This window comes from Psychrobacter sp. ANT_H59 (assembly GCF_008369225.1).
Classification (GTDB): Bacteria; Pseudomonadota; Gammaproteobacteria; order Pseudomonadales; family Moraxellaceae; genus Psychrobacter; species Psychrobacter cryohalolentis.
In genome coordinates, this window is the sequence record NZ_VOBE01000001.1 from 419,479 (window position 1) to 443,342 (window position 23,864).

The window sequence follows — 23,864 nt, forward strand, 5'->3', positions numbered from 1 at the left end:
TACCTAAAAACAAAAAAGGCAACTTGTTAGTTGCCCTTTTATTATTATCTAAAGAGTAAGTACTATCTGTTCTTTTAACTCAGAACAATGATAGACGTTTTTAAAATTACGCAGTAATAATCGCTGCCAGTTGTTCAGCTGTTTTTGCAAGCTCGGCATGATCTGCTTGTGTGACGGCATGGTGACCAAGCTCATGAATACTAGAAGGAATCAGGTGCACATGATAATGAAACACCGTTTGCCCTGCTTCTGCACCATTTAGCTGCATTTGGATAATGCCTTCACGATCAAATACCTGACGCTGGGCTTCCATGACTTTTTTAGCCGTCATCAACACAGCTGCCGCGTATTCAGGTTCAAGATCGGCTAAGTCCACCGCTTTTTGCTTAGGAATGACTAAAACATGCCCCTTTGCTTGTGGCATGATATCCATAAAAGCAAGAGTCTTATCATCTTCATAAACTTTATGATAAGGGATATCGCCATCGAGCATTTTGGCAAAAATATTATCGTCTTTATAAGTAGTTTGCGGATTGGCTTGGCTCATTATCTTATTCCTTTAACCTGTATTATTATTGAATCAAAGTTAGTATTGATTGGATAGCGAGTATTAAACGAATACTTACACCATTAAATATAGTGGACGAAATCTCACTTAAGTACAAGTATCAGATAATCACTGATTGATCTTCATGAACTAACTTGCTGCTTTCGTTGATGATTAAATTATTGACGAGCCATGCGCGATAAATGTTATATTAATCTACTCTCTCGATGACCTTACCATGATGGATTTGACTGCCTTGCCAACTCAATTATCTAATAATACTGACGCTCATACGCAGTCTATCAATGACGCTACCATAAATAATGGTGAGCATAAGCAAACGCTTGGGGCAAATAACCTTCCAGCTACTGACCCAAATGCCATTATATTAGCGCAAGCATTGACTGATAAAGCCATAAGTTGGCGTATTCATAACTGTAAAATCAGTCAAAAGACCCTCACTCAAGACTTACCGCTGCCATTTTTATATCATTATGACAGTTTGGACGATGTCGTTAAGCAGACCCATCCTTTAACCCCAAAGCTACTGGCACAGTTTAATACACCGATGACAGCGCAAGAAGCTGCCAAGCTAATTGGTATCGATGAAGCACTCATATCCAATCCGTGGCATGTCAAAGTTATTGGCTCATTGGTGGTATTTAGTGAAGCATTACAACTCGCTGTCCGTTTGCATTGGACCAATACTGGTAAAGAGACGCAGCAGATTTATACTAAAGATAAAGATGATGCTATCATTGCAGCCTTTAAGGAATGGCAGTTTTTTGGTCGTATTGATATCCTGTATAAAAACAACAAACAAGCACTGATTAGTATTGACGAGCTGAGCATTGATACAGAAACCAATCAGCCGCTACCATTGACGATAGAAGCCAATATGGAGTATCAATACCTACCAGCGACTCACGCCTTAGTCGTCATTGCCAAGCTAGAAGCAGATAAAGCTGAGCTCCCTTGGTTTGAAACCGCTATTTTGGAGCGCATTGCATAAATGATTGACCCTTAAGTCTTGTTTGTTATAGGTTAATTATTTTCAGTTACTCATATCTAATGGTATGGTAACGACTTAGTATTATTCACTAGTACTCGCCCGGTATAAAAAGCACACTATCAACATTGCAGCGGATGCTGCACATATTAATAAATCTCGCTCATTTGTAAGGAATACCACATGGATTATAATTCAAAAACCTCTACCGGCGGTCGTAATATGGCAGGTGCTCGTGCCCTGTGGCGCGCAACTGGCATGACTGATGGCGACTTTGGCAAACCTATTATTGCCATTGCCAACTCTTTTACCCAGTTTGTACCCGGCCATGTGCATTTAAAAGATTTGGGACAAATGGTTGCACGCGAAATTGAAAAAGCGGGTGGCGTGGCAAAAGAATTTAATACCATTGCTGTTGATGATGGTATTGCCATGGGTCATAGCGGTATGTTGTATTCACTACCGAGTCGAGATTTGATTGCTGATTCTGTCGAGTATATGGTCAATGCCCACTGCGCCGATGCGCTAGTATGTATTTCTAACTGCGATAAAATCACTCCGGGTATGTTGATGGCAGCCATGCGCCTCAATATCCCCGTCGTCTTTATTTCAGGTGGCCCAATGGAAGCGGGTAAAATTATCGCCAGCACAGTCGCACACAGTCATAATAATGATGGTAGTAGCGACGTCCATAGCACTGACAGTAAAGGTAATGCCATTCGTAAGCTTGACCTCGTCGATGCGATGATGGACGCGGCTGATGATAGCATTAGTGATGAAGATGTCGCTGCTATTGAAGCCTCAGCGTGCCCTACCTGTGGGTCGTGCTCTGGCATGTTCACTGCCAACTCGATGAATTGCTTGACCGAAGCATTAGGATTGGCATTACCGGGTAATGGATCACTATTGGCAACCCATTCGCTACGTCGCGAGCTATTCCTAGAAGCTGGTCGTACCATCGTGTCACTAGCCAAACGTCGCTACGAGCAAGATGATGATTCAGTCCTACCGCGCTCTATCGCCACTAAAGCCGCGTTTGAAAATGCCATGACTTTAGACATCGCCATGGGCGGCTCTACCAATACTATTTTGCATTTGCTCGCTGCTGCACATGAAGCCGAAGTCGACTTCAAAATGCACGATATTGACCGTTTAAGTCGTGGCGTCCCTTGTTTGGCTAAAGTTGCCCCTGCTTCACAAAAGTATCATATGGAAGATGTACATCGTGCTGGCGGTGTCTTTGCGCTATTGGCCGAGCTTGACCGTGCTGGTTTGCTGCATACCGATTTGCCAACTATCCATAGTGCCACGATGAAAGAAGCGATTGATAAATGGGATATTATGAATCCTGACAATCTTGAAGCACGTGCACGCTATATCGCAGCCCCTGGTGGCGTACGGACGACTGAGGCTTTCTCACAATCAAAAGAGTGGTCAAATCTGGATGTAAACCGTGAATCCGGCTGTATCCGAAGTGCCCAACATGCCTATTCGACTGATGGCGGTCTTGCCGTTCTATACGGAAATATTGCTGAGCGTGGCTGTGTGGTCAAAACTGCCGGCGTTGATGACAGCATCTTGGTTTTCACCGGACGTGCACGCATCTTTGAATCACAAGATGACGCAGTAGCAGCGGTGCTTGATGATCAAATCGTCGCAGGCGATGTGGTTATCATCCGTTTTGAGGGTCCAAAAGGCGGTCCTGGTATGCAAGAGATGCTCTACCCGACGACTTATCTAAAATCTAAAGGCCTAGGCAAAGAATGTGCGCTGCTTACAGATGGTCGCTTCTCTGGTGGGACATCAGGCTTGTCTATTGGTCATGCCAGCCCAGAAGCCGCTGAAGGCGGCGCCATTGGCCTCGTGCAAGAAGGCGATACTATCTATATTGATATCCCAAACCGTACCATCAATATGCAGGTCAGTGATGAAGAGTTAGCTGCTCGCCGCGAAGAAATGGAAAGTCGTGGACGTGATGCTTGGACACCCGTCAGCCGTGAGCGTCATGTCTCTCCTGCTTTACGTGCCTATGCCGCAATGACCACCAGCGCCGATACGGGCGCTGTACGTGACGTCAGCCAAGTTGAACGTTAGACAATAATATTTAAGTACCCTTCTTGAACTGAATTTATTAAGCCTGCGCAATGCAGGCTTTTTTTCACCAAAAAACAACGTATCTGTCTATTTAATCACTATCTGATAACGATTTTTTGCGATATTTAGATGTTTTTACCGTCATTATAAACGGCTACTAAGTGTGACTTTTTTAAACTTTAAATTAAATATAACAGCGTGCACCAACCTCATGATTGAAAATTACAATTTATTCTTATTGGTTTGCGGCATTGCCTTCGTATTCGGTGCGCTATTTCCGATTATCTTTAAACGCACGCCTATCTCCCTGCCCATGCTGCAATTAAGCTTTGGTTTGATGATGGGCTATTTTTGGACAAGTTTGGCATTTTTGAACCCTATCGATAATGGACTGATTATCGAAAAACTGACTGAAATCGTAGTGTTGGTTTCTTTGGTCGGTGCGGGTATCAAGATTGATACTGAGCTGTCTTGGCGATTATGGCGTCCGACGATGCGCCTACTCCTGATTACCATGCCCATCGGTATCTTTGCGATGGCAGTATTAGGTTACTATGCCTTTGGTATGACAATAGGTGCTGCGATTTTACTCGGCGCTGTCCTTGCCCCAACGGATCCGGTATTGGCCTCTAGCATTCAAGTTGGACCGCCCAATACCGGAGGTGAAGATACACCACGCTTTACCTTAACCTCAGAGGCAGGGTTAAATGATGGGCTTGCCTTCCCTTTTGTATATCTTGCGATTAAGATCGCAGAAGCCTATAGCGAAGGAGAGCGTTTTACGGGCGATATGCTGTGGTCTTGGTTTACCCATGATGTATTGTGGAAGATTGGCGCAGGGTTACTGGTCGGCATCTTCGTTGGCAAAGTCATGGCAAAGTTGGTGTTCTCAAAGTATAGCCGTGAGACGACTATGTCTCAAGGTTATGTGGTCATTGCCTTAACTTTGGTGGCATATGGATTGGCAGAATACGTCCATAGTTATGGCTTTATTGCCGTGTTCGTCGCGGCATTTGCGTTCCGTCGTTCAGAATCTGAACACACTTACCACCATAAATTGCATGATTTTGCTGAGCAATCAGAAGGTTTACTCATGTCACTGGTGCTTGTCATCTTTGGCATGTTCCTTGGACAAGGTCTACAAGCTGGCGTTGAGCTAACATGGCGCGTCTATATCGTCAGCTTTACTTTTTTATTATTGATTCGTCCGCTTGGCGGCTTTATTGCCTTATCAGGGCTGAATCTACCGCGCACTGAAAAATATGCCATATCAGCCCTAGGTATCCGCGGCATCGGTACCCTGTACTACTTATCTTATGCACTCAACCAAGGGTTTTTTAATGATGAAGATGCCCTTAAACTTTGGATAGTGTGCTCAATTGTGATTTTGGCGTCTATTTTTATACATGGTTTAACAGCAAAACAGCTGCTTAAAATGACACCAAACAAAGCGCAATAATAAGATAAACAGTATTTCTTTAACTAAAGAATGCTATTTATAAAGCACTAACGCTGATTAAATTTCAGTATTAATTAGATCCAAGACTGCTTCCGTCAGCGCAAACTGGCGGATATCGTTGAGCATGGTCACATCAAAATTATGGACAAAGGCAAACGATAGCTGCCGCTCAGGGTCGCACCACGCAACTGAACCGTTATAGCCCATGTGTCCAAAACTTTGTGGCGCATGAAATTTTGTATTGTGAGTGTTTACCTCAAAATTATCGCTATTACAAATACTAAAGCGGCGATGATAACCCAAGCGCCAATCCATATGGGCTGGCATAACGGCATCCATACCAGTGACTTGCGGCGTTGATAGCTGCTTAAAGGTTGCCTCATCAATGAGTGTTTTCCCTTGCCATATACCACCATTAGCCAACATCGCATAAATCGTCGCCAGTGCATGTGCTGATGCGACGCCATTGGCAGCAGGGATAGTAGCTTGTAAAGTCTGCGGATGATAATAGTCAATCGGTTCTTTGCTCGCAAGTAACAGGGCTGCTTTATAGTTTTTAAGATTCAGCTGACTGTTATCAAAGTATAGACGGTTGATTTGTGCCGTATCCAATGTTGGCAGTACTTTCTCTATCTGCTCTTTATTATCAGCTGTTACTGATTGGATTGCATACTGATTGGCTGCTTGTTGTTGCCAGCAGGCATAGCTCGGTAAATTGCTATAAGTTTGCAAGGTATCTACTGAATCTGGTTTTAAAACTGGTTTATGACGGCGGGAACGTGGCTGCGGTTGTGAGCTTTCTTGTGCATTTTCTGACACTTCTTCTACTGACTCAAAGTTTTTAACCAATCGCGCAACCTTGTCGACCTGATTTTCTGGTATACCAAAGTAGCAGCTGTTAGCAATACCTAATGGCTCTGTTAGATAATGGCGTAACGCTTGAGCCAGTGGCATCGCAGTAACGGCTTCTATCACGCCGCCCAGCACCCAACCATAGACCAAGGCACTGTAAGCACTGTCGTATAATTCCGCCTGCTCAGGGGCAGTCACAGGCATTGCTGCAATTTTCTCTAGCATCATACTCCAATCAAGGACGATTTCATTATCGAGGTCAATACTTTGAATCGAAAAAAGATTGGCTTGATGCGACATCACACTGCGTAAAGTGATTTTCTCTTTATTTTGCACGCCAAATGCTGACCAGTAATGGGCAATCGGTAGATCATAATCCAGTTTTTTCTGTGATACCAATACATGAACCAGTGTCGCCAAGATGCCTTTGCCAGTCGAAAAGTTCAATGATAAAGTATCTGGATTCCATGATAAATCAGCACGTGCTAACCCCACACTTGCCTGTGCGATACATTTGCCAGCTTTATAAACCACTAATGCGCCGCCTGCTGGCGCATCATCAAGCTGCAAATCTGTTAGCAGTTGTTGAAGCCGACGTTGGATATGATTGTCAGTATATGTACCTACGGTAGCGTTTTGATGGGTAGTCGTAGAGATGCTTTCATTATTATTTTTCATAAGTGCCCTGTTCTATTTTATATTTATGAAGTTATTCAGTTTAAAGCCTGTTATACATCTTATCAGGATAAAAAATCTCTATCCTCCAAAATATTTTTATAATGTATCACACAATAAAAAAGGCAACCCTAAGGTCGCCTTTTTTATTGTTAGGGATATTTATGATTTAACGCGGTACTAGCAATCGATTATGAACCTCTTCTGCAAGTTTAGTCAAACCATGACTACGCCCACGCTCCATAGCCGTATCCATTTTACGTCCACGTAACCAACCAGCTCGTAAGGCTATGGCAGCGCCAACACGATTGCCAGAGCCACAATGCATGGCAATTTTTTTGCCATGATGCTGACGTAGTATGTTATCAAACGCCAGTATTTTAAGCTGTTTCAAGTCAGCAGTGCCATTGATAGGTAAATGCTCGTATTGCATACCTGCTTGCTCTACAGCTGTACTTTCATCGAATTTCAGCTCTTCATCAGGCTGCAAGTTAATAACCAACTCAACTCCAGCTGCTGCCAATGCGGCCACCTTTTCATCATCAAGCGCACCGCATACGATGGTATTTTCATCAGGACGAAAATATGGCTCAAATATGGTGGCAAGATGGATGCCATTATCGTTGCTACTAGTGTCGGCACTGCTAGCATCAGCAACTGCTGCTTTGTCTACCGCAGCTGAATGATCAGAGCATTCGGTGCTTTTTGAATTTTCATGTAAAGTCATAAGGATAAATGTTTTCAATAGTAATGATTTTTGATATAAAAATTATATTTTACTTCGCTTTATCCTGCAAGGTAATCACACCAGCAAGATGCGGCTTGTCATTTTTTGCACTAAACAAACCAAACTGGCAAGTATCTTCTGCGCCTTCTAATTGAGCAAGTGGATCAGCGATAAGCTCTACTTCAGATGGTAAGAAAATAGGCAGCTTAAATGACACCTCAACCGTACAAGCATCAGGCAGCTCGCCCATCATTGCCAAACACTTAGCTTTTGACCACATACCATGAGCAATAGCTTTTGGAAAACCAAAGGCACGTGCTGATAATGGATGCAAATGTATCAGGTTAAAATCACCAGAGACAAACGCATAACGGCGACCGATATCTTCTGGCACTTCAAAAATACTGTGAACACCCTCTTCATTGATTGATGGCTTAACGGCTACTGGACGCGGCGTACTCTTTTTGTCCTTACTGCTGGCAGGTTTTTTGCTGCGTGATAGATAAGTCGACGTGCCTTCCCAAATGATTTCTTCTGCTGCCTTTACCGTGGTGACAAAATCAAACTGCTGACCTTGGGCATGGTCACGCAAATTATCAAACATCACTGACATAGCAACCGTTTCACTCTGCTTAATGGCACGATACTGGGTCACGCTGTTATCGACGTGAACCAGTCCTAGCATAGCAAATGGAAATGGCTCTTTGACCATCATATTCATCTGTAACGCCTGTGAAAGCACCGAAAAATACGTAATTGGCACATTGCCATCGTCTGCAAAGCCGCAAATTTTACGATAATCATTTAGATTGCTTTGATCAATATGCAAATCATCTACAAAATATGTCGCTTGCGGCAACTCATCGCGGCTGACTTTACCATTATTACCGATAGGCAATAGGCTTTTGACAATATTTGCATAGGTAGTATGCGCTTTGGGCAACGCATCATAATGTTTGTCTGACATAATACATCCTAAGTTGGGATTGAGTAGTTTTTTGATGGCATTTAATATGCTATGAATTCGATGACTAAAATATAAGATGAAATCCTAAAATAGGCGCAACGGTGTTTGGCTTATTGTCACTTTGTTTTTATCATAAAAAAGCCACCCTTGGGCAGCTTTATTACAATTTATGAGCAGTTTTTTCGTAAGCATATGTGAAGTAACATCAACACCTTGCTTAATAAAGGCAATCAGCGACCAGCTTTATGGCTCACATAGCCCTCGTTATTATCTGCATTTCCATATGGTATTAGGACAATTATGCACCTAATAAACTTTGACCGCAAACGCGGATAACGTTGCCATTTAGACCACCAGAGGCAGGTGAGGCAAACCATGCGATGGTTTCTGCAACATCGACTGGTAAACCGCCTTGGCTCATCGAGTTCATACGACGACCTGCTTCACGGATAGCAAATGGAATCGCTTCAGTCATTTGCGTTTCGATAAATCCTGGCGCAACTGCATTGATGGTCATGCCTTTTGCATTGTCTTCTAGCTGCTTGGCGGTTGCATTGACTAAACCAATGACACCAGCTTTTGAGGTCGCATAGTTGGTTTGGCCCAAGTTGCCAGCGATACCTGAGATTGAAGACACACAGACGATACGTGCAGCATCTTTTAATACATCGTTATCTAGTAAATAACGGTTGAGCTTAGCGATACTTCCCAAATTGATATTGAGCACCATATCCCACTGTTTATCATCCATATTTGCTAGTGTTTTATCGCGGGTGATACCAGCATTATGAATCACTGAATCCAAACCACCCCGTTTTTGTGCAGCTTCTGCGATTTCTTTACCAGCATCAGCACTGGTAATATCCACTGTCAAAGCCGAACCACTAATTTCACTTGCCACTTTCTGCAAGTCAGCTTGCTGCTGTGGTACATCTAAACAAATAACATGCGCCCCTTCACGAGCCAATACACGGGCAATTGCTTCACCAATACCGCGACTTGCGCCAGTGACAAGCATGGTTTTGCCACCTAATGGTTGGTTCCAATCGACATCGACATTGGAACCATTACTGACACGTACGACCTGTCCTGACACATAAGCTGAACGCGCTGACGTAAAAAAACGTAGCGTTGAGTCTAAATTCTGCTCTGCGCCTGCTTCAACATAGATAAGCTGTGCGGTAATACCACGTTTAAACTCTTTACCAACTGATTTTACAAAACCTTCAAGGGCACGCTGCGCCAATGCGGCTTCGATATCAGTCAACGCTTCTGGTGGACGACCAATGACGATCACTCGACCTGATTTTTCGACACGGCGCGCAACGCTATGAAAGAACTCGTACACTTGTTTGAGCTCTTCAGCATTGCTAATATTGCTGGCATCAAACAATAAGACTTTAAACTTATCATCACTGCCAGTATTGGCTTTGGCTTTAACGCCTGCATCCGACAGGGTATCTTTTACGTCATCACCACTATTTACAAAGATTTCCGTATGCAGCTCTGACAAAATACGAGCCACTGACGCACTAACTGCGTTATTGCCACCATTAGCACGACCAATCAGCACGCTGCCACGTACCAAAGGTTGACCACTATCAAAACGGTCAAGATCTACTGGCATTGGTAAGCCTAAATTCTTTGCAACCTTTTTACCAATAGACGACTGAACAAAATCACCATAACGGTCTGACATAATATAATCCTTTAATTGATGAGTAAGATAATAGTAAACAAGAATAAAATGTATCTATGATGAAATGCGCGCTATTAAAGTGCATTGATTATAAAAACTACCTGTATAAAGCGACATTAACATCATCATTTATAAATAATAAGTACTTATTAAATAGGTTAGAAACGGTCTTAACTATACACATTCATACCGAATAAGTCCAAAAACCACTAATGTCCATAGCAATATGTAGACAAGCCAGTATACAAGATGGTCTATTTTTCTGCCGTTAAAGGATTTTAGTTTGTGCTAAACTAAGACCTATAAGTTATAGCAAATCCATTTATCGATAACAATATATTATCAAACCTACGATTATGCAATGCTTTTAATCAGTACTAGCCAGTTTATAAAGCTTGTATTTATCCTTGTAAACACTGCAATATCCATGGTTAAGCGTCACATCGTTTGCTAAAGATATACAGTAAGGTTATAAAAAGCGTCTTATGCTATATGACAATAATGTGTAATATATATCGCAATAAATGGTAATACGTATCTAAAGTATTTTAGGTGTTTTTAGAATAAAGACTTCTATTATTTAAATATTTTTTTGATAACTTCCCTTTTCTATTTCTACCCATATTTTTTAAGGATAATATTATGAGTAACAAAAGCAATCACCCAGATAGTCCTGTTGTTGAGACCACCGTGGTAAAAGCCAGTGATGCTAAGAGCACTGATACTGCTGTAAAATCAGACACCACTGATGCTAAAAAAACAGATGCCAAAGCAGCAGAACCAAAAGCTGATAGCGCTAAAAAAGAAACCGTAGCAAAAGATAGTAAAACCACTGCTACGAAAGAGGATAACGCAGCTAAAGAAAGTGCAGCAAAAGGTAACAGCGATAAAAAAGAAGCACCTAAAAAGGCTGACGCGACTCCTGCTAAGAAAACAAATACTGTGGCTAAAAAAGCAAGTACGACTAAGCTTAGCTCAGGTCAGAACCGTGTGGCTATCCTAGGTGGCAACCGTATCCCATTTGCTCGCTCAAACGGCTCATATGCTGATGTTAGCAACACGGATATGCTCACTGCTGCGTTAGATGGTTTGGTCGAGCGTTTTAACTTACAAGATGAAAAAATCGGCGAAGTCGTTGCTGGTGCAGTTATGAAACTGAGCCGCGATATCAACTTGACTCGTGAAGCGACATTAAATACTGCACTTAACCCACATACCCCAACGTATGATATCTCTCAAGCTTGTGGTACTGGCTTGCAAGCGACGTTTGCTTCTGCCAATAAAATCGCGCTTGGTATCATCGATTCAGCTATTACTGGCGGTGTTGATACTACTTCTGATGCGCCTATCGCAGTCGGTGATGGCTTACGTAAAGTATTGATTAAATTGGGTGCAGCTAAAGACAATAAACAACGCCTAAAAGCATTGATGGGTCTAAACCCGAAAGATTTACTTGATACGCCGCAAAATGGTGAGCCACGTACTGGTTTATCTATGGGCGACCATCAAGCGATCACTACGCTTGAATGGAACATCAGCCGTGAAGCGCAAGATGAGCTTGCCTTCAATAGTCATCAAAACCTAGCACGCGCTTATGACGAAGGTTTCTTTGATGATTTAATTACCCCATATAAAGGTCTGACCCGCGATAACAACTTGCGTCCAGATACCACTTTAGAGAAGCTAGCTAAGCTCAAGCCTGTTTTTGGTAAGAAGAATGCTAAGCCAACCATGACTGCAGCTAACTCTACCCCATTGACTGATGGTGCATCTTGTATCCTATTGGGTACTGATGAGTGGGCGGCAGCACATGGTCTAAAACCATTGGCTTATATCGTCCATCAAGAAACAGCGGCTGTTGATTTCATCGGTAAATCTGGTGATACAGAAGGCTTGCTCATGGCACCGGCCTATGCCGTACCGCGTATGCTTGAGCGTGCTGGTTTGACGCTACAAGATTTCGATTTTTATGAAATCCATGAAGCTTTTGCTTCACAAGTATTATCAACGCTTGCTGCATGGGAAGACGAGAAGTTCTGTGAAGAGCGTCTAGGTCTTGACGCGCCACTAGGCTCTATCGATCGTAGTAAGCTAAACGTCAACGGCTCATCACTTGCTGCAGGTCATCCATTTGCTGCAACCGGTGGTCGTATCCTAGCCACTGCTGCCAAACTATTAGATCAAAAAGGCTCAGGTCGTGCGCTTATCTCTATTTGCGCCGCTGGCGGTCAAGGTGTGACCTGTATCTTAGAAAAATAGTGATATGTAAATACAACGTGTAAGACTGATGCAGTTTTAAAAATACCCTCTAATCAATAGATTAGAGGGTATTTTTTTATCTAAATAAATATTGGCTACTTTATTAACACAATAATGAAGCTTACTCTACTCATAGAATTGAGCGTGCTATGCTAAAGTAAAGATGGGTATAAAACAGAATAAAGATATTTGTAAAAACGACACTTATATCGACGTACTTTTGGATTTAATGGACTATAAGATAGTAACGGCATAATAAAAATATTTATCAGGAGCGCATCATGGGTAAAAAACCCTTAATAATTGACCCGACATCTTTAACCGAGCAAGAACGCAGTAAATTAACCACACCTGAGCAAGTGACATTCATAGAGCGTATGGATAAAGATCTTTTGAACGATGAGCTAAAACGCAAGATGCACCAAGACTTAATTGACAGTTATGATGAAGAGCTTGAGAATGAAATAGACGATTATGTACGCGATTTCCGGTTTGATGGTCGCGAGATGAGTGAGCAAGAGCGGTTAGATCGGCGTACCTACTTTCAAGAGCTGGTACGTTTACAACGTGAGCTGATTAAACTGCAAGATTGGGTCGTTGATCGCGGTGAGCGCATTGTGGTGATATTCGAAGGACGTGATTCTGCGGGTAAAGGTGGGGCGATTAAACGTATCACCCAACGATTAAACCCCCGTGTTTGTCGAGTGGCTGCGCTACCTGCACCTACTGAACGTGAACAATCACAGTGGTATTTTCAGCGTTATGTGGCGCATTTACCTGCTGCAGGCGAGATTGTCTTATTCGATCGTAGCTGGTATAACCGCGTGGGCGTCGAGCGTGTTATGGGGTTTTGTACGGATGCGCAGTACGAAGAGTTTTTTCAATCAGTACCAGAGTTTGAGCGTATGCTGGTACGTTCGGGCATACGTTTGGTAAAATATTGGTTTTCAATTACTGATGATGAACAGCATTCTCGATTTATGAGCCGGATTCATGACCCACTGAAACAGTGGAAGCTGTCAGCGATGGATTTGCAATCACGGCGACGCTGGGAAGATTATACAAAAGCAAAAGAGACGATGTTTGAGCGTACGCACATTCCTGAAGCGCCTTGGTGGGTGGTTGAGGGCAATAATAAAAAACGTGCAAGGCTCAATTGTATTGCCCATTTACTTGAGCAAATTCCTTATAAAGAAGTGCCACGCGATGAGGTGGAGCTACCTGATCGTAAGCGCGATGATGAATATTATCGCGAGCCTATTCCTGATGATATGTATGTGCCGCCGCGCTATTAATTATTAGCATTCACACTGTCTAAAAAATATTGCTCATAAAAAAGCCTTATAAAGAGTTATAAGGCTTTTTTTATACAGTCATTATAATTGCTGATAAATATTAAAACTACATAGTATAAGTAGCCTGCAAACTGTCGATCTTACCTGCCAATAGACGCTCAACTTCGTTCTTTATTCTTAATCCCGTAATGTCCGTGCCCATTTGGACTGCAAAACCTACTGGACGACCACTTTGAGCTTTAGAATTAATCCAAACTACCTTGCCATTCATAGGCAAACGCTCGCTAGAATTGGGCAAAGTAACAGCAATAAAAACCTCGTCACCCAGTTTTTGCGCTCGATCAGACGGCACGAACAATGCCCCATTGGTAACAAAGGACAGATAGCTTGCATATAGCATATCTATGTTTTCAATATGACAGGTTAAAATCCCACCACGTCCTGGCATTGCCATAGTCAGCTTCCTTTATCAATGAGGTTTACAGTATTTTTTCACACAGGGTTATCTTGTATAGTATTAGAGTATAAATACTGATAATAAGTTTAATGGCATGCACTGATATGCGAGAGCATCTTTAGGCTTTGTTGTCTATTACAAGCAAGCCAAATCTTGCATCAGCTTATCATAGGCGAATTTTTCTTGCACGTTTTGTTGCAGCGCAATTTTTGTCTGTTGTAAGCTATGCGCAAACACCTCTAACCTACTATCAATAGGTTGACAATCATTTAAATTGATTAAAAAATTAATGTCTTTTTGCTGCGCTTCAAAGCCCAAACCAACACGGCGGATATCGATTATCATGAGTTCAGACAGCTGGATAAATTCGACAATACCAAGTTGGGTTTGCCAATAGTCACTTGCCGCCACGCTACTGCGCTTACCGCTACGTAATGCCTGCCATGTTGTCAGCCATAGTGCGCGCTTGCTATACCATGGCGCTTGAGCCAGTGCCACAGCTGCTAAAGGCGCACCATTTGCTAACTGGATAAGCTGCTCAATGGCATCTGTACCAACCGCTTCACGATGAATATTGCTGCCCAATGCTTTAGTCACATAATCCACTGCGACAGCAGGGTCAATCGTCTGTAATGCCAATTGCTGAACACGGCTTTTAATCGTTGGGAGCAACTGTGCAGGGGCATCACTAATCAGAAATAAATGGACTTGGGCTTGGGGTTCTTCCAAGGTTTTAAGTAGCGCATTGGCGGCGGCAATGGTCATTTTCTCAGCATGATCTAATACGCAAATACGCATTCCCTGCCCGCCTTGATAAATAAAAGGCTGCAAGGCACGAATATCATCCACCTTTATTTTTAATGACGCGTTACTCGCTGTCTTAGCAGATTTTTTATCTTTTGTACTATTAGCTAACGCTTCTTTTTGAGCGCTGCTATCAGCATTGACTGGCAGGCTGACTAGCGGTAGCACTTGTAAGCTTGGATGCGTACCTGATCTAAGCCATTGACAGCTCTCACAATGACCGCAAGCGCCGAGTGGATGCTCATCACGCGCGCGGCATAATAACCATGCCACCAATCGCCATACAAAAGCGCGCTTGCCCATGCCTTGCATACCAGCTGCTAACAGCGCATGAGGTAGAGATTGCTGCGGCGCTAGTACCCGCATTGTCAGCTGCGACCAAAGTTCGTGTTGCCATGGCAATAGTGGCGCAAAATACATATCATCTGTCATATTTGTCAGCTCACTCATGGCACTCACTTAATATCTTTCAATTAAAAATCTGTGTTAGAGCATAATTTCTAAGAGTAATTTGGAATAAAAATAATGCTATAAAATTTAATTAAAACTATTTTAATAGAAACTGTATTTTTATTGCTTAGGCTATTCTACATTAATAATCTTGGAAATCTGTCAAACTCATGGCATTTAAACGATCCAAATCTTCTTGCGTATCGACACCTGCAGGTAATGAGCAGGCAGCTTTAGCAATGGCGATATGTCCACCATTTTCCAACACACGTAATTGCTCTAAGCTTTCTAGTATTTCAAGCGGCGTTTGTGACCAGTGAACAAATTGCTGTAGCAAACTGACACGATAAGCATATAAGCCTAGATGACGATAGGCATTTTTTGGCGGCTGTTTATTATTCTCACTGGTTAATACAACATCACGATTACAAGGAATCGGCGCGCGACTAAAATAAAGCGCTCGTTGTTGGTCATTGGACTTCTGACTGACCACTTTAACGACGGATGGGCGCATAAAGGTATCATAGTCCTCGATTGGCTCACATAAAGTTGCCATGACGCTCTCTACATCTTGTACCAATAATGTTTTAACTTGCTCTAGTAACAATGGTGGCACTAGTGGTTCGTCACCTTGCATATTAACCACTATATCATGGGCAGCCCAGCCTTTGATGGCAGCCACTTCAGCCAAACGGTCCGTACCTGAAGCATGTTCACTGCTTGTCATCACTACATCAAAACCTGCATCTAGACAAACTTTTGCAATCGACTCATCATCGGTTGCAATACACATATCATCGGCAAAATCCGCCAATCGTGCCTTTTCAGCTACCCAAATTATCATGGGCTTGCCATGAATGGTTAATAATGGCTTGTTAGGTAGACGTGTACTTTTTAGACGCGCAGGAATGACGATATGAGTTTTGACGGGCATAAGGGCTGATGACATAATATGTTCCTATAAAACCTTTTAAATCTTTATATGATAAACGCTATATTATTGCTTTCTCATGCTTATATCGATGTCCAAGGTTTGCAATTGCTGTTGTAAACTCTCGTAACAACTCTCTGACAATACTGCGGTCACTGGCAATACCCATAATCTGCTGACTAACTCTTTATACTCGTCACTCAGCGCATGATTAATAATGGCTTGCATTATCAAAGCTTTTATTTTCACGGCATCTTTACTGGTCACGATAATAGGATAGTCAGTATACTGCAACAGTTCATCCAGACTAAAATCATAATGGTCAGGATAAGGATGCGGAAACACTTCAAAACCAAGCGCATTTAAAGTATCAAAAAAACGCTGAGGATACCCAATGCCGCTCACCGCATGTACCTGGCTGCTTTTTTCAGGTACCATAGCTACTACGGCTAAATTATCTATCTGATTATTAGATGACCACAACAGTTCCAAATCATCCGCTTGTAAATGCATCGTTAAATGCTCAGTTAGAAGCGTATTATGATCAGATTTATTGTATATCGATGATGTAGCTGCCTTTTGATGATAAATGACATTAGCACCCTTTAATCGTGAAATGGGTTCGCGTAAAAATCCTGTCGGTAGCAACTGTTTATTCCCAAACCCTCGCGCTGCATCTACCACAACCCATTCAATATCACGTTGCAGCGCATAATGCTGTAAGCCATCATCAGCTATAATAAGCTGTAGATCTGGATAAGCCTCTAGCAAAATAGCAATCGCTTGCTGACGGTTAGGAGATACGGCCATGGCTGGCCCTGTCGTATTAACAATGAGACATGGCTCATCACCGACGACATTAGGGACGCTCTCTGTATTAACCAATAATGGCATCTGGCTGCTATCACCGCCATAACCGCGACTGATAACCCCTACTTTAATGCCTTGCTGCTGCAAATGTCGAACCAAAGCAATAATTAATGGTGTCTTTCCGCTACCACCCACCGTGATATTACCGATGACCATGACTGGAATAGGCGCACGGTAACTGGAAAAAACACCTACTTTATAAGCTTGGCGGCGCAGTACCATCAACAGTGCATACAGCCAACTCACTGGCAACAGTAGCCAAAGCCAAGCCGCTTTACGTTGCCATGCACGTGTTATTATCGTTTCAATATTCATAATTATTCAAAATCACGCGCATACATCTGCGCATAATGACCATGCAATTGCATCAGCTCAGCATGGGTGCCAAGCTCAACAATCTGACCACCGTCTAGTACAGCAATGCGATCAGCAGACTCAATTGTCGTCAATCGATGTGCAATAACCAGTGTCGTGCGATTCTTAATAATATTATCGAGCGCTTTTTGTATATAATATTCTGACTCATTATCTAAAGCACTAGTAGCTTCATCCAATATCAAAATTGGCGCATCTTTTAGCAGAGCACGTGCAATCGATAGACGCTGACGCTGACCGCCAGAGAGTTGTAAACCTTCAGCACCGATTTCACTTTGATAGCCATTTGGCATTTGCATAATGAAATCATGAGCAAAGGCATCTTTTGCTGCTTGCTCAACTTCAGCTGGAGTTTTATGAGCCAAACTGCCATAAGCAATATTATTAAACACAGTGGTATTAAACAGTACCACTTGCTGATTGACCATCGCAATCTGGGCACGTAAGCTTTCAAGCTTAATGTCTTCAATGGGCATACCGTCTAGCGTAATCTGCCCTGAAGAAGTGGTTAACGTACGTGTGAGTAAATTGACTAAAGATGATTTACCCGCGCCACTACGTCCAACGAGCGCTACTGTCTCGCCTGCACGTATATCCAAATTAAAGTCGTGTAGTGCCACGGTTGAATCTGGATAAACCAAGCTGACATTATCCAGTTTAATCTCACCTGCCAAGGCAGGACTAAGCCCACCAGTATCTGCTTCTTCCGGCTCATCTAATAAAGCAAATATCGATTCACCAGCTGCAAGCCCTCTCTGCAGTTGTTGATTGACATCCGTCAATGAGCGTACTGGCTTACTTAAGAGACCTGCTGCTGCGATATAAGAGATAAACTGACCTGCTGAGATATCGTCTATCACCGCAGGGCGTAGCGCTAGCCAAACCACGACTGCCATTGCCATTGCCATCAATAACTGTACTGCTGGGGTATTGATACTATTGGTCACAACAACCTTCATGCCTTGGCGCAGGTTTTTCTTAGATGTCACATCGAAGCGCTTGGACTCATATGCTTGTCCACCATAATTTTTGACCACTTGATAACCATTGATGACTTCATTGGTGATATGACTGACATCACCCATCGTTTCTTGAATACCTTTGGAAAGCTTCAAATAACGCTTTGACGCCACACGGATAAGCCATAAAATCGGTGGCAGCACAACGAATAAAATCAGTGTCAAACGCCAGTTGCTATAAAGCAAAAAGCCCATCAAGGCAACCACGGTCAGACCATCACGTAATAATGTTTTCATCGAATCGGTGCTAGCAGCGGTCACCTGTTCAACATCAAAAATAAGCTTAGACGAAATCGTCCCTGCCGGATTGGCCAAATAGAATGAACTGGGCAAACGCAGTAACTTATTAAACACTTCTACGCGCAGCTCATAGACCAAATTTCGTGACACCAATGCCGTATAGTAATTACCCAAAAAACTACCCACACCGCGCACAAAGAATAACATCACAATAATAAACGGAAATAAATCCTGCTTACTTTGATCGTTTTGATTGATAGCATCGGTGATATATTGCAAGAGTTTGGCAATCCAAATCTCAGTGGCGGCATTAATAGCAAAGCCGATAATGGTAAGTAATATTGCCCACCAGTATGGTTTTAAATAAGCCAGTAAACGCATGAGCGTCTTGCGTTTAGGCGGATTTAACATCGCCATTGTTGGTGCTACTGTTGTTTTAGCAGAAGTTTTTGTAGAGTCAGGTTGGTAAGCTTGGCTCATAAAAGCCTCAATATAGGTATAAGAGCGAGAGTGAATGGCATTGATAATGCAGTAACTTGCAATGATATAGATAGCCATAAAAAAGAGTGATGGTGCTTAATACTGAGAACATGCTATAAGCTTATTCAGATTTATTGCGGTAACGCTTGACCAAGTGGTACAACAGTACTAATGTTTATATTTAAAAAGCCCAATTTGCCAGCGATATCCATCACTCTTACCACTGATTGATGGGTGGCATTGGCATCAGCAGCAATCACAAATAGCATATCACGATTACTGCCCACCTCTTGCTGCAACATACTGGTGAGTTCAGCTTCATTGCTGCTGGCAAGGGTAATACCATTGACCAAATAGCTGCCATCTTCTTGCACGGCTACCTCAATACTGTTTTTATCTTCGGTCAGTGCCACACCTTCCGCTTCAGGCAAAATAATATTTAAGCGGCTAAAGTGATTGAACGAGGTTGCTAGTAGCAAAAACACGATTAAAAATAATAAACAATCAATCATCGGGGTCAGATTAATTTCAAGCGGCTCAACGGTTGGTTTTCTAAAGCGCATGTCACTCTCTTCAATAGTCGTGATATTCGATACTAATCTGACCAATATAGCGTTTTCACAATGCCATTATGGCGCTGCTAAAAATACAACTACAACTATAGAGTGGCCGTTGCCGTTTTATCTAAACCAAATCCGTCAATTGAGTGCTGATCTCTTATGCTAGCATCTACTGCAGCATAAGTAACTTGCTTAGATGTATTAGGAATATGGGTGTTTTCTAACAATTGATAATCGTACAACTCTTGAACCATCAATCCTGCTTGGGTTTCAAATTGCGCATTGATATCGATGATACGGCGCTGAAAATAGCGATAGGCTACCAACGCTGGGATGGCAACTATCATGCCGGCCGCAGTCGTAATAAGAGCTTGAGACACCCCTGCAGCAAGCATCGTTGGGTCTTGCATCGCACCATCAGTAATCGCTAAGAACGATGAGATAATACCCAGTACTGTACCCAACAGGCCAAGTAAAGGGGCAATCGCTCCGATAGTACCAAGCATATTGATGTTTTTTTCTAATTGATGGACTTGTACGCTTGCACGATTTTGCATATGCATCGTCATCGACTCTAAGCCGTATTGACGATAGAGCAAACCCGTTGCTAGGATATCACCTAGCGCAGTCTTTTCTTTGACATTCATCAGCTGCGTACGACCAATGTCTCCATTTTCACGAAGGCGAGTAATCAGCTGCTCACGCAATCTATTTGGGGCAACCTTGTTAAACTGTAAGGTATGGCTACGCTCAATAATAATCACCAATGCTAAAATAGAGCACAATACAATAGGTGTCATCAGCCAACCACCCGCTTTTACCAACTCCCACATATCAACTCTCTTTTATATTTTGATAAAAATAGCGGTCATCAAGATTATTTAAATAAGCATCAAAAATGCATTCAATATTTTAAGCCTGTGCTTCTATATGCTTAATTAAAGCGGCTAATTGATCTTGACTGTGGAAGAATATCTCAACACTACCCTGCCCGTCTTTTTTATGCTTAAGTTTCACTTCAGCCCCAAGCATATCGGTCAATCTTTGCGTCAAACGCTCAACATCACGAGATTGCACTTGTTCAGTGCGACTGGCTTTTGGCGCTGGATGCAAAATAGATTTAACAAGCTTTTCAGCTTCGCGTACGGTCATCCCACCATCGATAATCTTTTGAGCAATGATAGGCTGCTGCTCAGATGATAACGCTAAAAGCGTACGCGCATGACCCATATCTAAGGCGCTGGTAGCTAGGTGATCTTTGACCGTATCGTGCAACTGGTTTAAGCGCAGAAGGTTTGATACGGTCGTACGTGCTTTACCCACGACTTCAGCAATCATAGCGTGACTCATACCAAATTCAGTATGAAAACGCTGTAATGCTGCTGCTTGCTCAATCACGGATAGATCTTCACGCTGTATATTTTCAATTAACGCGAGTGCAATCGCAAGCTCATCTGACAAAGCACGCTCAATCGCTGGAATAACGGACTTGCCTGCCATTTTCGCCGCACGCCAGCGGCGTTCGCCGGCGATGATCTCGTGCGTAACAAAAGCTTCGCTTTTATCTTCTGTGGCGAGTAATGGACGAATAACAATAGGCTGCATGACACCATGCTGTTCGATAGAAGATGCCAATTCTGCCAGTGCCGTTTCACTCATGTCACGACGCGGTTGATACTTACCAGCTTGCAAACGGGCAACATCGATTTGCACCAAACTGATTTGGTCTTCAGATCCGTTACTTTCACTCACGTTTACACGATTGCCATTGGCAGTATTTTTATTTATTGTGCGCGGTGTACGAGCTTTACGTTGATTGGCATCTTTTGACTCAGAAGCGGCAGTAGATTTTGCATTAGCGGCAGTTTTGACCGTCGCTTTTGTCTCTATTGGATCAGCTGGTAAAGCCTGCTCGCGCACAGCTATATCGTCTTGCAAGGCAGAGGCGGTGATTTGCTTTTCTTTTTTGATTGACCCTAATAAGGCGTCTAAACCTCGATTGGCAGCCAACCCTCTTTTCTTCGCCATGATTACCTATCCTCTAACGCTAAAATAAAAGCCAAATGTTTTAAATTCAATAATAAATACGATGTGCACAATTTTTTATCTGGCTGATTACTCCAGTGATCCATTATTTTTATAATCGATCATTTTCTCTTATAACCACATAACTATCGACTTTGTTTCATGACTTCAGCGGCCAATTTCTGATAAGCACGTGCGCCCTTTGACCATCTCTCATAAGCAATGACCGGCAGACCATGCGCAGGCGCTTCAGCCAAACGGATATTTCTTGGAATGATGGTTTGATACATGATCTCACCAAAGTGCGCTTCCAGCTCAGCAGACACATCACGGGCGAGCGTATTGCGTGCATCAAATAGCGTTCTGACCACACCGCGAATATATAACTTAGGGTTCAACTCTGTTAAACGTTCTATCGTTTGAGATAAGTCTGCCAAGCCTTCTAGTGCATAATACTCGCATTGCATCGGAATAATAACGCTATCAGTCGCCACCAACGCATTAATCGTCAATAAGTTTAAACTGGGCGCGCAATCTATAATCACATAATCATAGGCAGGTTTTTGTACCGCTTTTTGAGCTTCAATCAACTCTGCCATTGCCGTCTTAAACAACTCATGGCTGTTGGTTTTGCTCATCAAAGTGATGTCCATACCCGCCAAATCACGATTGGCACCGATGACATCGAATCCTGCCGGACTGTTAACAATAGCGTCAGATAAAGCCACCCCATCAAGGAGCACATCTGCTATCGTCAGTGCCAACTCATTCTTATCGACACCCGTACCACTGGTCGCATTACCCTGTGGGTCTAAGTCAATGAGCAGTACGTGCTTGCGTTTGGCAGCCAAGCTGGCGGTCAAATTTACCGCCGTTGTGGTCTTACCCACGCCGCCTTTTTGATTCGCAATCGCTATGATTTCCATACACTCACTCAATTTAATTAGGATCTGTTACTAATTTTATTAACATGCGCTTTCGCTAAAAACATAAACATGAGCACAGCATCTACCATAAAAAAGATAGTTTCATGGTAAATGCTGTGCTCATAGCTTAGACATTTTTATAAGACAATTCAATTAAATGACGACTATCATGTAAACGTGGCACGTTTAATTTAATGGTCTTAAACTGCCAATCGTTACTTAAAGCGTCTAACTCTTCTTCACTTGGCGCTTTGCCTTTCATCGCACATAGATAGCCATTATCTGACAATCGCGGCTCGGCAACTGCAACAAAATCTATCAAACTGGAAAATGCTCGAGAAGTAATCACATCATAGCTTGCCTCGTGCGCTTCAATACGCGATGCGATAGGCTGCATATTACTCAAACCAAGCTCACTGCTCACTTGCTTAATAAAGCGGATTTTTTTCTGATTGCTATCAAGCGCTGTACATGAGCGCTCAGGCTGACAAATAGCAATAATCACTGCCGGCAAACCTGCGCCCGTACCAATATCGAGCAGCGACCCCGAGGGTAAATGGGTTATAATAGCCAAACAATCGATAACATGTTTGATAAGTGCTTCTACCGGATCAGTAATCGCGGTCAGATTATACGCTTTATTCCATAATAAAAGCTGGTCTAAATACAATAATAAGCTGCGCTGCTGCTGGGCACTCAATGTTAGACCCAACTCGTCTATTGCTTGCGCTAAGATATTCGCCAATGTCTGTAATTGTGCGCCAAGCTTTACAAAGCCTGTCGGATCAATATGGATATTACCCATGTTAGCAGAGGATAAAGAAGCTTTAGTGGAGTCTGACATACAAGGGTTTATCCGTTTTTGACATGTGAACCGTCTATTTTATCATGCAGGCTGCTTATTGAATAGTTGCAGATTGCGCCAATGTGCGTCATCTTATACTATCTACGCCTATATTGAGCTGTTATTCTTCTTTAACTGTTCTACTATTATCATTTTATAATTACTATTAGTAAACTTTTATTCGCTAAGACATAATTGCCCATGATACAAAATTGCGCTCAATGATTGCTTTAAAAAACAGCGATATCTTGTAAGATGTTCTATTACTATAAATGCTAATGTATTCATTGCCACATCAAA

At 42.6% G+C, this 23,864-nt stretch carries 20 protein-coding genes; 5 read left to right on the plus strand and 15 right to left on the minus strand.

The genetic code is table 11. The features are described from left to right. Positions 1 to 106: 106 nt before the first annotated feature. Complete coding sequence (locus FQ083_RS01650) at positions 107 to 547, minus strand: HIT family protein (RefSeq protein WP_020443281.1); 441 nt, start codon at positions 545 to 547, stop codon at positions 107 to 109. A 238-nt stretch (positions 548 to 785) separates the two neighbouring features. Here FQ083_RS01650 and FQ083_RS01655 point away from each other — a divergent pair, with 238 nt between their 5' ends. The 3 genes from FQ083_RS01655 to FQ083_RS01665 all read left to right on the plus strand — a co-directional run bounded on the left by FQ083_RS01655 (position 786) and on the right by FQ083_RS01665 (position 5,109). Further along, positions 786 to 1,559 carry a hypothetical protein gene (locus FQ083_RS01655; RefSeq protein ID WP_149408549.1) on the plus strand — a complete coding sequence of 258 codons (774 nt, stop codon included), beginning with the start codon at positions 786 to 788 and terminating at the stop codon, positions 1,557 to 1,559. A 180-nt stretch (positions 1,560 to 1,739) separates the two neighbouring features. Further along, the gene (ilvD, locus tag FQ083_RS01660; RefSeq protein ID WP_149408551.1) at positions 1,740 to 3,650 is read left to right on the plus strand and encodes a dihydroxy-acid dehydratase; all 1,911 of its coding nucleotides are present in this window, start codon (positions 1,740 to 1,742) and stop codon (positions 3,648 to 3,650) included. A gap of 211 nt (positions 3,651 to 3,861) precedes the next feature. After that, positions 3,862 to 5,109 carry a cation:proton antiporter gene (locus FQ083_RS01665; protein ID WP_011513410.1) on the plus strand — a complete coding sequence of 416 codons (1,248 nt, stop codon included), beginning with the start codon at positions 3,862 to 3,864 and terminating at the stop codon, positions 5,107 to 5,109. A gap of 57 nt (positions 5,110 to 5,166) precedes the next feature. Here the strand turns inward: FQ083_RS01665 and FQ083_RS01670 are convergent, their stop codons facing one another. The 4 genes from FQ083_RS01670 to FQ083_RS01685 all read right to left on the minus strand — a co-directional run bounded on the left by FQ083_RS01670 (position 5,167) and on the right by FQ083_RS01685 (position 10,029). Then, on the minus strand, positions 5,167 to 6,639 hold the full coding sequence (locus FQ083_RS01670) for a serine hydrolase domain-containing protein (RefSeq protein WP_149408553.1): 1,473 nt from the start codon (positions 6,637 to 6,639) through the stop codon (positions 5,167 to 5,169). A gap of 166 nt (positions 6,640 to 6,805) precedes the next feature. Continuing rightward, complete coding sequence (locus FQ083_RS01675) at positions 6,806 to 7,363, minus strand: beta-lactamase hydrolase domain-containing protein (protein ID WP_149408555.1); 558 nt, start codon at positions 7,361 to 7,363, stop codon at positions 6,806 to 6,808. Positions 7,364 to 7,412: 49 nt separating this feature from the next. Beyond that, the gene (locus tag FQ083_RS01680; protein ID WP_149408557.1) at positions 7,413 to 8,330 is read right to left on the minus strand and encodes a MaoC family dehydratase; all 918 of its coding nucleotides are present in this window, start codon (positions 8,328 to 8,330) and stop codon (positions 7,413 to 7,415) included. Positions 8,331 to 8,628: 298 nt separating this feature from the next. Further along, a complete protein-coding gene (locus FQ083_RS01685) occupies positions 8,629 to 10,029 on the minus strand; it encodes a 3-oxoacyl-ACP reductase (protein WP_149408559.1) in 1,401 nt (466 codons plus the stop codon). A 642-nt stretch (positions 10,030 to 10,671) separates the two neighbouring features. Here FQ083_RS01685 and FQ083_RS01690 point away from each other — a divergent pair. Then, positions 10,672 to 12,288: an acetyl-CoA C-acetyltransferase gene (locus tag FQ083_RS01690; RefSeq protein WP_149408561.1), complete on the plus strand. Its 1,617-nt coding sequence runs from the start codon at positions 10,672 to 10,674 to the stop codon at positions 12,286 to 12,288. A gap of 281 nt (positions 12,289 to 12,569) precedes the next feature. Next, positions 12,570 to 13,583, plus strand: a complete 1,014-nt coding sequence (ppk2, locus tag FQ083_RS01695; RefSeq protein WP_011513404.1) for a polyphosphate kinase 2 — start codon at positions 12,570 to 12,572, stop codon at positions 13,581 to 13,583. A gap of 106 nt (positions 13,584 to 13,689) precedes the next feature. Here the strand turns inward: ppk2 and FQ083_RS01700 are convergent, their stop codons facing one another. From FQ083_RS01700 to rsmG, 10 genes are all read right to left on the minus strand, one after another. Then, positions 13,690 to 14,037 (minus strand): PilZ domain-containing protein, encoded by a 348-nt coding sequence (locus tag FQ083_RS01700; RefSeq protein ID WP_011513403.1) that lies wholly within the window; start codon positions 14,035 to 14,037, stop codon positions 13,690 to 13,692. Positions 14,038 to 14,175: 138 nt separating this feature from the next. Next, positions 14,176 to 15,294, minus strand: coding sequence for a DNA polymerase III subunit delta' (locus FQ083_RS01705; protein WP_041772513.1), 1,119 nt, complete (start codon positions 15,292 to 15,294; stop codon positions 14,176 to 14,178). Positions 15,295 to 15,436: 142 nt separating this feature from the next. Then, the gene (gene kdsB / locus FQ083_RS01710; RefSeq protein WP_020443271.1) at positions 15,437 to 16,243 is read right to left on the minus strand and encodes a 3-deoxy-manno-octulosonate cytidylyltransferase; all 807 of its coding nucleotides are present in this window, start codon (positions 16,241 to 16,243) and stop codon (positions 15,437 to 15,439) included. Between the two features lie 48 nt (positions 16,244 to 16,291). After that, the gene (lpxK, locus tag FQ083_RS01715; RefSeq protein ID WP_149408563.1) at positions 16,292 to 17,410 is read right to left on the minus strand and encodes a tetraacyldisaccharide 4'-kinase; all 1,119 of its coding nucleotides are present in this window, start codon (positions 17,408 to 17,410) and stop codon (positions 16,292 to 16,294) included. 2 nt (positions 17,411 to 17,412) lie between these two features. Further along, positions 17,413 to 19,209, minus strand: a complete 1,797-nt coding sequence (msbA, locus tag FQ083_RS01720) for a lipid A export permease/ATP-binding protein MsbA (protein ID WP_149408565.1) — start codon at positions 19,207 to 19,209, stop codon at positions 17,413 to 17,415. A 131-nt stretch (positions 19,210 to 19,340) separates the two neighbouring features. Continuing rightward, positions 19,341 to 19,772, minus strand: coding sequence for an ExbD/TolR family protein (locus FQ083_RS01725; protein WP_149408567.1), 432 nt, complete (start codon positions 19,770 to 19,772; stop codon positions 19,341 to 19,343). Between the two features lie 95 nt (positions 19,773 to 19,867). Further along, entirely contained in the window at positions 19,868 to 20,602 is a 735-nt protein-coding gene (locus FQ083_RS01730) for a MotA/TolQ/ExbB proton channel family protein (protein ID WP_149408569.1), read from the minus strand. A 79-nt stretch (positions 20,603 to 20,681) separates the two neighbouring features. After that, positions 20,682 to 21,797, minus strand: a complete 1,116-nt coding sequence (locus tag FQ083_RS01735; protein WP_149408571.1) for a ParB/RepB/Spo0J family partition protein — start codon at positions 21,795 to 21,797, stop codon at positions 20,682 to 20,684. 143 nt (positions 21,798 to 21,940) lie between these two features. Further along, entirely contained in the window at positions 21,941 to 22,720 is a 780-nt protein-coding gene (locus FQ083_RS01740) for a ParA family protein (protein ID WP_149408572.1), read from the minus strand. A gap of 127 nt (positions 22,721 to 22,847) precedes the next feature. After that, positions 22,848 to 23,564, minus strand: a complete 717-nt coding sequence (gene rsmG, locus FQ083_RS01745; protein ID WP_149408573.1) for a 16S rRNA (guanine(527)-N(7))-methyltransferase RsmG — start codon at positions 23,562 to 23,564, stop codon at positions 22,848 to 22,850. Positions 23,565 to 23,864: the final 300 nt, after the last annotated feature.